Annotated in this window: 4 protein-coding genes; 3 read left to right on the forward strand and 1 reads right to left on the reverse strand. The window is 59.9% G+C overall.

What is annotated here, in order from left to right; all coding sequences use genetic code 11:
• Nucleotides 1-333 precede the first annotated feature (333 nt).
• Both IH881_20340 and IH881_20345 read left to right on the forward strand, forming a co-directional pair.
• Nucleotides 334-1,131, forward strand: coding sequence for a glutathione S-transferase family protein (locus IH881_20340; GenBank protein ID MCH7870048.1), 798 nt, complete (start codon nt 334-336; stop codon nt 1,129-1,131).
• Between the two features lie 261 nt (nt 1,132-1,392).
• On the forward strand, nt 1,393-2,157 hold the full coding sequence (locus IH881_20345; protein ID MCH7870049.1) for a glutathione S-transferase family protein: 765 nt from the start codon (nt 1,393-1,395) through the stop codon (nt 2,155-2,157).
• A gap of 24 nt (nt 2,158-2,181) precedes the next feature.
• Here the strand turns inward: IH881_20345 and IH881_20350 are convergent, their stop codons facing one another.
• Nucleotides 2,182-2,439, reverse strand: a complete 258-nt coding sequence (locus IH881_20350; GenBank protein MCH7870050.1) for a hypothetical protein — start codon at nt 2,437-2,439, stop codon at nt 2,182-2,184.
• 456 nt (nt 2,440-2,895) lie between these two features.
• On the opposite strand from IH881_20350, the gene IH881_20355 reads away from it, so the two are divergent.
• Nucleotides 2,896-3,126 (forward strand): hypothetical protein, encoded by a 231-nt coding sequence (locus IH881_20355; GenBank protein ID MCH7870051.1) that lies wholly within the window; start codon nt 2,896-2,898, stop codon nt 3,124-3,126.
• The last annotated feature ends 759 nt before the right edge of the window (nt 3,127-3,885 follow it).

Genomic DNA, 3,885 nt, shown 5'->3' on the forward strand with positions numbered 1-3,885 from the left:
GTCGTCGCCTTTGGCTCCTCCTACGAACTACTCGCTCACCGCTCGCAGTTCGCCCTCACGTTGGCAAGGAGATGCTGGGGTTGATTTCATTGAGGATTACCGCCTAAATCGGTCATATCGATGCGTTTCGGTCAATAGTGGGGGACGCCAAGGGGGCCAGAAACTTGTAGGTCCGCCCACCCCCGGCGAGGCAGAACATCCGTTACGAAACCACCCGACCCTCAAGTTCGCGAGCTCGACAAGGAAGGCGACCGTTACAAACTGCGCCCGTGATCCGACCCTTTGCGCTCCCCTGGGCTGGCCAGAGGGAGAGAGCGGGTGTATTCACCTGGCATGACGAACCGCCTCATCAGCCTGGCCTTCAGCCACTACAACGAAAAAGCACGCTGGGCCCTGGATATTTGCGGCATACCGTACGTCGAGGAGAAGTACATGCCGGGCTTCTCCAGCCTGGCGGTAATGCGGGCGACCGCCTTTCGCGGCGGCTCCGACGATCGGGTGAGCACCAAGTACTCGACGCCCTTGCTCCTCCTCTCCGACGGAACCAAGCTGCACGATTCCGCGGATATCTGTCGGTATGCCTCTGAGAAAGGGGGCAACGACCTGTATCCAAGTCCCGAAGTCGAAGAGCTGGAGCGCTATTTTCACGATCGCGTCGGTCCCAATACCCGCCGCGTCGCCTACGGTTTTGCCTTCGAAGACCCGCAGATCCTCGCCCGCATGGCCGACGACAACGTCAGCGCCCGCCAGGCTCGATGGTTCAAGAGGCTGTATCCTCTGGTGGTCAGACGGCTGCGGGGTGGGCTGGGTCTCGACCCGGAGCGCATCGAGAAGTCCCAGGGTCATGTGCGCGCCGAGTTCGATGCCCTCGCGGAGCGGCTGGGTGAGCGAGAGTTCCTATGTGGAGGAACGTTTACCGCCGCCGATCTCACCTGGGCGTCGATGGTGGTGCCGGCCATCCTGGTCACCAGAGAAGAGGGTTTTGGAGCGTCAATGCCGACTCTCGACGAAATCCCCGAAGAGGCGGTGCAGCTGGTGGGCGAGCTCCGGGGCCATCCAGCGGGGCAGTTTGCCCTTCGTATGTATCGCGAGCATCGGATCGAGAATAGTAAAATCAAGCCGCGAATTTGAAGAACTCGCCGATAACCGGTCTTATGTCAAACCTTGAAATGAGAGAGCCAACCCTGTTTTCGGGCCTGGTTCCCGGACGGCCGTGAGATCGTCTTCATGTCGCCGGTCGATGGAAACTTCGAGCTGTTCGCGATCGGTGCTGGTGGGCAGGGCTTGCGCCGCCTCACCACCTCGGCTGGATCCGAGCTAACACCCTGCTGGGGCGTGGTGCGCGAACCCACCGTTTCGGACTGAGCTGGAAGGCGGAGCCGAGGAGAACCCATGAGCGAATCCGTCCCCGAACTGCTGCAACTTCCGCGTTCCCACTTCAACGAAAAAGCGCGCTGGGGCTTTGACTTCAAGCGGGTTGCGCACCAACGCACTTCGCTCCTGGCAGGCCTGCAGCGTCCGTCTGTGCAACGGCTGACTGGGCAGCCCTTCGTACCGGTCGCTCGCTTTGCTGAAGGCTACACGGTCGGGTCGGCGGCGATCCTCGCGGAACTCGAACGCTACCAACCGGAACCGCCCCTGTTGCCAAAAGATGAAGCGCAACGGGCCGAAATACTGAAGATTCAAGATCACTTCGACGAAGTCGTGGGTCCCGCTACGCGATGCGGAGTCTTTGCGTTCTTGGTGGACGACCCGGAATTCTTCGCGCGCGTATTTGGCGGTCACGTAGGGCTCATACGCCGCAAACTCTTCGAAGGCTTTGCGATGGCCGCGAACTCGGTGATCAAGAAGAGCTATCGGCTGGATCGACCTGGCGCGCTCGATCAGGCGCTCGCGGATACCCAAGAGGCACTCGACTGGGTTGCCAGCAAGAGTACGACGACCGGGTATCTGGTAGGCGACTGCTTCACGCTGGCGGACCTGACGGCCGCTTCGCTGCTGGCCCTGACAATTGATACGGGTCATCCAGCCATGCAATTGCCGGAGCCGTGGTCAAGCGAGTATCGAGCTTGGCTCGCACGCTGGCAGGACCATCCGGGTACGGCATGGGTACGTACGATGTATGACCGACACCGGGGTAGCTCCGCGGCGCTGTAGGGAATCAAGTCCTAATCACTCGCTCTATAGCCAGGCACATCCCATTGGTCGGTGCGTCGTGGGCGTCAAGGCTCCAGCGGATGCCGCTGCCTTGAGCTTGCTCCGGCTCGCGAGATAGAGCGGGAAGGCGATGATCCAGAGCAACAGCCCGGCAAAGAACCAACCCACAGGCCCCATGCTCGCGAATCCCTTCACGTCCTTCTTGTCGTACCCGATCTGATGGGCGTCGAACGCCATCCAGATGGACGAGCCGATTACGATCCATACGAAAACACTATCCATCAAGCTTCTCCCGAACTGAGGCGACCCTGAGCCCTTGGACATCGAGGAGCACATCCGCCGAAAGCCATTGGTTCGACCGAACGACGGGCGGCATGTAGCCGCAATCAAGTGTAAGGCCGCGATGGCAACTCGACAGCTCATTAGGCGGCTCTTGGTGGCGCTCGGCGTAGCAGGGCCACTACGTGGAGGACCGTCGCACAGCGGCATACGGCAACTTCGCGAAAATTCGGCAATTTCAGCCGCCGCAACCGGCCCGCCTCCCCTCACGACCGTGGATCGAGCCCCTCGAATAGAGCTGGACTAAAAGGAAAGGGTGGCAATCCGAACTATCCGCTCAAATGCCCGACACCGGGAAGTTGAAAGCGTACGCACAATACAGTTGACCCCACAGTCACACCTGTGCTCTCATCTCGTGGGCGAGAGCAGTGTTGACCGAGTCCAAAGGAGCACGAATTCATGGGAGTAAACGTCAGCAACGTAGAAGAGCTAGTCGACCACACCACGGGCGAGCACTACATCAACCTTCACCGCCGAATCGAAGTTCCGGCGGATCGTTGGGAAGGACTCACTAGGGCACTCGCGGAAAGAAACTGGGACGCCGTACGAGACACACTAAGGGCACTGGCTCCTGAAAACGCGGCGGACACCATAGACGCTATGCTGGCACCTGAGGCACTCCAGGAATAACGCCTATCTAGCCAGCGGCGAAGTCGAGGCTCATTTTTCCTCACTCTCGGAACGAGCCGGACTAGAGGAAGGCATACAATCGAGAATCGCGGACCTCGAACGTAGGATCGGAATGTCCGACGAGTTGCACGAAAGAACTGCGCGCCATGTTTTAGCCCAGACGGAAGAGCTAAGGGTCCAGAGAGCAGCCATCGCTCGGACACAGCGCGCAGTTTTCTTGGCAGAACCGGCGATCCTCAGCTTGGAAATGTGACGGGAGCCCCGAAACTGCTTTGGATTTCGTCTCAGGCGCGGAGCTTGTGGTCATCATGAGACGTTAGAGCAAATCAGTAGGAGATAGGCTCTGAGTGTTGCGCTGCGATGGGGCTGCACATTCGACTGCATGGACGAGAAGCATTAACCGATGCCCAGGAAGCTCACACAGCAGGACGCACTCGCGCGTAAGTGAATCAAGCCGCGTTTCAGCAAACCGACCCGAGTAGTATTGGGGCAAGACGGTCGAATTGAGGGGCGACTCGACCCGCGATGTGGCGGCACCACGTCAAGCGGATCGAGCCGGGCAGCAGCATCGCGAATGCCAGCTAGGGGTCAGCGGACGGTCAAGAAACCGTCAAATCCGTGCAGGGAAGGGCGGCGAACATCGCGAGAGCATCAAGCCCGCGGTTAGCGGGCGCAGCGGCCGCGAGAACCGCGTAGTGTGCGAAAACTCAGCCGACCGTCTAAGCGGCCCTCCGATAGTAGTAGTCCAGAACCCCTCCC

It is taken from the genome of Myxococcales bacterium (assembly GCA_022563535.1).
Classification (GTDB): Bacteria; Myxococcota_A; UBA9160; order UBA9160; family UBA4427; genus DUBZ01.

Coding starts and splice junctions, on each gene's coding strand:
- IH881_20350 (MCH7870050.1), bottom strand. CDS start 2,439: ATGGATAGTGTTTTCGTATGGATCGTAATCGGCTCGTCCATCTGGATG.
- IH881_20345 (MCH7870049.1), top strand. CDS start 1,393: ATGAGCGAATCCGTCCCCGAACTGCTGCAACTTCCGCGTTCCCACTTC.
- IH881_20355 (MCH7870051.1), top strand. CDS start 2,896: ATGGGAGTAAACGTCAGCAACGTAGAAGAGCTAGTCGACCACACCACG.
- IH881_20340 (MCH7870048.1), top strand. CDS start 334: ATGACGAACCGCCTCATCAGCCTGGCCTTCAGCCACTACAACGAAAAA.